The following is a 4,258-nucleotide window of genomic DNA, read 5'->3' on the forward strand; positions in this document are numbered from 1 at the left end:
TGGAGTTTATACAGTATAATAAAGGTGGTTAGGCTGTTATTATACAGTATGCTCCTTGAACTGTTATAGGTTTAAGGAGTTTTTTTATTTCGCTTTTCTAATTGTGATTTCTTTAGTAGTTTCGTCAAATTCTAGTTCAATCTGTCTATTCTCTTGAGTTACACCCATTTTATCAAGCATACTCTTAGGAACAGATAATCTAGTTGTTATACTACCAGCACCACTTTTCGAATAGGAAATATTTAAAATTCTTTTTTCCATTTTTTCCTCCTATATAACAGTACGATATGATTATATAATATATCGTACCGTTTGTCAACATATTTTTTATTTACCTTTTTCAACTATTGTTCCAACATTTCTTTTTTTACATCTGGGGCATACAAAATCATAGTTGAATCTGCCCCCTTCCAGTTCATATTCCATTTTCTTTTTCTTGCAGAATTTACATTTTAAAGCTTTTTTCACTAATTAATCCCCCTAATCTTTGTTCTTAAAACTGAAACATACCAGGACATGTACCGCTGTCATTATGTACAGTCCAAAGTATTTTACCACTGTAATTAAATCTTTTGCATTGTGAATTATAATTGTTGAAAAAAAGAAAATTATAATCACAAAAGCTAGAGATGTTATTTTTAATATTTTTATTATTTTATCTATCATTCTACTTCCTTTCTTTTTCAATTAAAAAAGACCAGTTTTATTTGGTCTTTTGATTTTATTATATAATCTCTTTTAAAAATCTTTTTAATTCTGTAACATCTTGAAATTCAATAGAATTCACTATAAATAACTTATTATGAAATCCTGAAATAGATGTTCCAACACAAATTCCTTTATTTTTAGTTATATAAAACCTATCGTGTATTTTATTATTTTGAGTACATATTATTTTTTCATCCAAATTGTTATTAAAATTACAATACTCGGCTATTTTACTTTTAATATTGTTAAATTGCTCAGTTCTGTTACTATGAAATATAAATACCTTTCTAGGTTTAACAGTTTCAAATATTATCTTCAAGTATTCCAGACTTTCAGATTCATTATGATAATTAGCAAATATAAAAGGATCTGAAATATAAAAATCTTCCTCTTTTTCTAATTTATCAAACTCTTTTTGGATAATTTCTTTTCTTTCTTCTATAGTCATTCTAGAATTTATAACAGATTCTTTGACAGCTATAAACTCGCCTACATATTCTTTTTCATTCAGTACATCAAAATCACTTATCCAATCTTTTTTTATAGCCTTTATTAATTGTTCCGAACTTAAAGCATATCTATTTTTATTTTTAGCAAATTCTTGATACACCTCTCCTGTGTCCAATATAAATTTTTCTAGCTTCTGTTTCCCATTCAATCCAAATTTTTTAACAAAAATATAAACATATCTTTTTTCCATAACTCCTCCTAAAATATAATAATATATTATACCCTAAGACCAAAAATATTCAACTGTCATTGTCCTGTTATTTTTTATATATAAAAATTATCTCCAATAGTGTCATGTAACCATATAGCAAAGAATCCGAAACTATATAGTGAAAAATATATAATGCTTTTCCAGTTAAATTTATGACTGTTCCATCTCTTAGTTCTTCTATATGCATTTATTTTTCCTATTATTTCAATTATTGTTAAAAACACAAAAACTATTGCAAATCCTAGCAAATATGTTTTCAAAAATTTCATCATTTCCTTTTCTCCTTTCTATCGTTTTATTCTTTCATAAACACAAGCCAGTGAGTTTTGGCTCTTTTGTTACCAAATAATGGTTTAAAATCAATAGTGGCCAAAATCTCATTTAATTTTATTTGTTCCTCATTCCATTTAAAAATCAATGTTCCGTTTGGCTTTAAAACTCTCATGCATTCATTAAAACCCTGCCTTATGTCCTCTTTCCATGTAGCAGAATCCAGTTTTCCATACTTTTTGGCCAACCATGAATTTTCTCCTGCTTTGAGCAAATGTGGTGGATCAAATACAACAAGATAAAAATTTTCATCTTGAAACGGCATATGTCTAAAGTCAGCAATGACATCAGGATTTATTTCTAAAGTACGACCATCACACAATGTATCTTCAAAATGTCGGTTGTCCATAAATACTGTATTCTCGTTTTCTTTATCAAACCAGAACATCTTACTTCCACAGCATGCATCCAGTATTTTTTTCATTCTTCCTCCTTATTTTCAAGCCATTTAAAAAGTTCAAATTGACCTCTTAAATAATGCCATGCCTTACTATTGACTTCAGCATAGTTTATTTTTTTTTCTAATTCATATTTTTTCTCCTTTATTTCTTCCTTCGTTCTCATTTCTTCTCCCTTCTTGTCAGTCCATCATAGTACCCCTCTTTCAGTCTTTTCCTGAACAATGCAAAGTGTTTCGGATAAATATCCAGTAGTTCATATACCAGTTGAGGATTAAGCCAAACTCCCTCTATATAATACCTGTTTTTGAAACTCTCAATCCCTATATTATGCTTTTCATTGTGATGTTCTCTGCATAATGTCAAAAATGGATTTTGTAGTCCATCATCATTTTCGTAAGTTCCTGTACTACTTGCAACTGTTTTCCAATGTTCCAAGTCGACTGTATTATATTCATCATGCACTTTTCCACATATGCAGCATGTCCTTTTTCTCAAGCATGCTATAACATATCTTTGAGTAATATTGTCTATTTCTAATATGTGTTTATATCTAGTATCATGCTTTCCTAAAATATACAGATTCACTCCCATTTCTAGTGCCTGTTCGATTATAAATGCTATGAATTCATTAGCCGTTTGCATGTCACATTTAGCTGTTGAAAAATCCAACCTGTCAGTTGCTATTGCAAATTGTTCTTTCATTAGTTCCTTAATTTCTAAAAGAGTATACCCCAGTTGTTCTCCAAATTCTTTTAAAAGCACATGAATTAACCCATTTTGTGCTTGTGATAATTTTTTGACTGGGATAACTGTAATAGGCAGATTATTCAAATACTCTTCAAGCTCCATTTTTAGCCCGGCAGTTACTTTTTCAACTGGTAAAGTTATAATAATCTTACTGTCTATGATTTCTGCGTTTGCCATTTATCTATTGCCTTTCTCACTTTTTTGAATCTGACTTTCTGAAAAAGATGCTTGTTCCCATCACAAAAATCAAATTCATTATCCGTCAAATCCATACCTTCTTTAATCTTTCTTTTTATTAATTCAGCCCTTATTTCCTGTTCTTCTATCATAATTCCTCCTAAATAAAAATTCACAGCCTTTAATAACTGTGAATTTGTCTTTTTATATATTTCTCCACCACTTTTTCCACTCTTTATAAATCAGAAATTCAATGCTTTCTATGTCTATTCTTTCCATTCCAATCTCATTTTCAATAACTTCATCCGAAATGTCTTTTCCTGTTTCTGTGTTAGTAGCTTTAAATCCATCTTTTTTAGCAATCATTTGAAAAATTTCTGTCAGCTTTTTTGTTGTTTCAAAATCCAATTCTTTTTTAAATTCTTCGAATGTTTTTATTTTTTCTATTGACATCTTAATTTAACCCCCTTAGCTCTGCTTTTTCAATCCAGTTCTGAACATATGCCAATGCTTCAGTTAAATCTTTTCTTTTTATATCCCTGTAGCTTGCTACTCCAAAACGGTCTTTCACATCTCTATGTATTGCTGGAAACATCAATCTTTTTTCAGCATTGATTACATCCAGTCTTTGATATACTCTGATGTTTATAGCTTTCTGTAACTTTCTTTGTTCTGACTGGTCTATTCTGATTTCATTATCAACCTTATTTTCCACAATTTCTATCCTATGCACCATTTTTTTCTGTTCTTCTAATGTTGCTATTAAAACATCCTGTACCGACATTGGTTTTGAATAACTTCCAGTTTTCCTTATTGTTTTCAGAATTTCTTTTACCTGTTTTTTAAATTCTTTGGCTATTGGTTTTGTGCTAAGCATTAAGACTTCATATAGTCCATCTTCTGTTAGAAACCACATATCACGGTTTTGACCTGATACGAAAATTTTTCGTAGTAGCTTTTCTTCATTATCAATTGTTTTTAACATATTGCTTACATCATAATAACCTTGACTTGTTTTTGCATAATCTATCCATTCAGCAACATCCTTTGCCAAAAATAATGGATTTTCAAAATTTCCATATATTCTAAATTCTCTCCCTAATACTTCTCTCTCTTCTATTATTTGTAATTCATTCATTCTTTTATCCTCCTATTATACTATTTTAAGCAGTAG

11 protein-coding genes are annotated in these 4,258 nt (G+C 29.4%); all 11 read right to left on the bottom strand.

The features are described 5' to 3' along the window. Nucleotides 1–84 precede the first annotated feature (84 nt). Nucleotides 85–261 carry a hypothetical protein gene (locus tag HMPREF1984_RS11400; protein WP_021767564.1) on the bottom strand — a complete coding sequence of 59 codons (177 nt, stop codon included), beginning with the start codon at nt 259–261 and terminating at the stop codon, nt 85–87. Nucleotides 262–327: 66 nt separating this feature from the next. Beyond that, nucleotides 328–468 (bottom strand): hypothetical protein, encoded by a 141-nt coding sequence (locus HMPREF1984_RS11405; RefSeq protein WP_021767565.1) that lies wholly within the window; start codon nt 466–468, stop codon nt 328–330. Nucleotides 469–480: 12 nt separating this feature from the next. Beyond that, nucleotides 481–666, bottom strand: coding sequence for a hypothetical protein (locus HMPREF1984_RS08525; protein WP_021767566.1), 186 nt, complete (start codon nt 664–666; stop codon nt 481–483). Nucleotides 667–724: 58 nt separating this feature from the next. Continuing rightward, entirely contained in the window at nt 725–1,408 is a 684-nt protein-coding gene (locus HMPREF1984_RS08530; protein WP_021767567.1) for a hypothetical protein, read from the bottom strand. Between the two features lie 74 nt (nt 1,409–1,482). After that, entirely contained in the window at nt 1,483–1,701 is a 219-nt protein-coding gene (locus tag HMPREF1984_RS08535; protein WP_021767568.1) for a hypothetical protein, read from the bottom strand. 23 nt (nt 1,702–1,724) lie between these two features. Beyond that, nucleotides 1,725–2,183 (bottom strand): methyltransferase domain-containing protein, encoded by a 459-nt coding sequence (locus tag HMPREF1984_RS08540; protein ID WP_021767569.1) that lies wholly within the window; start codon nt 2,181–2,183, stop codon nt 1,725–1,727. Beyond that, a complete protein-coding gene (locus HMPREF1984_RS11410; RefSeq protein WP_021767570.1) occupies nt 2,180–2,323 on the bottom strand; it encodes a hypothetical protein in 144 nt (47 codons plus the stop codon). Before HMPREF1984_RS11410 ends, HMPREF1984_RS08540 begins: the two co-directional genes overlap by 4 nt. After that, nucleotides 2,320–3,084, bottom strand: coding sequence for a putative HNHc nuclease (locus HMPREF1984_RS08545; protein WP_021767571.1), 765 nt, complete (start codon nt 3,082–3,084; stop codon nt 2,320–2,322). The genes HMPREF1984_RS11410 and HMPREF1984_RS08545 overlap by 4 nt, the downstream gene beginning before the upstream one ends. After that, complete coding sequence (locus HMPREF1984_RS11415; RefSeq protein ID WP_156894269.1) at nt 3,063–3,236, bottom strand: hypothetical protein; 174 nt, start codon at nt 3,234–3,236, stop codon at nt 3,063–3,065. The genes HMPREF1984_RS08545 and HMPREF1984_RS11415 overlap by 22 nt, the downstream gene beginning before the upstream one ends. A 52-nt stretch (nt 3,237–3,288) precedes the next feature. After that, a complete protein-coding gene (locus HMPREF1984_RS08550; RefSeq protein WP_021767573.1) occupies nt 3,289–3,537 on the bottom strand; it encodes a hypothetical protein in 249 nt (82 codons plus the stop codon). A gap of 1 nt (nt 3,538) precedes the next feature. Further along, on the bottom strand, nt 3,539–4,222 hold the full coding sequence (locus tag HMPREF1984_RS08555) for an ORF6C domain-containing protein (RefSeq protein ID WP_021767574.1): 684 nt from the start codon (nt 4,220–4,222) through the stop codon (nt 3,539–3,541). Between the last annotated feature and the right edge of the window lie 36 nt (nt 4,223–4,258).

It is taken from the genome of Leptotrichia sp. oral taxon 215 str. W9775, assembly GCF_000469505.1.
Taxonomy (GTDB): Bacteria; Fusobacteriota; Fusobacteriia; order Fusobacteriales; family Leptotrichiaceae; genus Leptotrichia_A.

Coding starts and splice junctions, on each gene's coding strand:
- HMPREF1984_RS11400 (WP_021767564.1), bottom strand. CDS start 261: ATGGAAAAAAGAATTTTAAATATTTCCTATTCGAAAAGTGGTGCTGGT.
- HMPREF1984_RS08530 (WP_021767567.1), bottom strand. CDS start 1,408: ATGGAAAAAAGATATGTTTATATTTTTGTTAAAAAATTTGGATTGAAT.
- HMPREF1984_RS11410 (WP_021767570.1), bottom strand. CDS start 2,323: ATGAGAACGAAGGAAGAAATAAAGGAGAAAAAATATGAATTAGAAAAA.
- HMPREF1984_RS08535 (WP_021767568.1), bottom strand. CDS start 1,701: ATGATGAAATTTTTGAAAACATATTTGCTAGGATTTGCAATAGTTTTT.
- HMPREF1984_RS08555 (WP_021767574.1), bottom strand. CDS start 4,222: ATGAATGAATTACAAATAATAGAAGAGAGAGAAGTATTAGGGAGAGAA.
- HMPREF1984_RS08540 (WP_021767569.1), bottom strand. CDS start 2,183: ATGAAAAAAATACTGGATGCATGCTGTGGAAGTAAGATGTTCTGGTTT.
- HMPREF1984_RS08545 (WP_021767571.1), bottom strand. CDS start 3,084: ATGGCAAACGCAGAAATCATAGACAGTAAGATTATTATAACTTTACCA.
- HMPREF1984_RS11415 (WP_156894269.1), bottom strand. CDS start 3,236: ATGATAGAAGAACAGGAAATAAGGGCTGAATTAATAAAAAGAAAGATT.
- HMPREF1984_RS08525 (WP_021767566.1), bottom strand. CDS start 666: ATGATAGATAAAATAATAAAAATATTAAAAATAACATCTCTAGCTTTT.
- HMPREF1984_RS08550 (WP_021767573.1), bottom strand. CDS start 3,537: ATGTCAATAGAAAAAATAAAAACATTCGAAGAATTTAAAAAAGAATTG.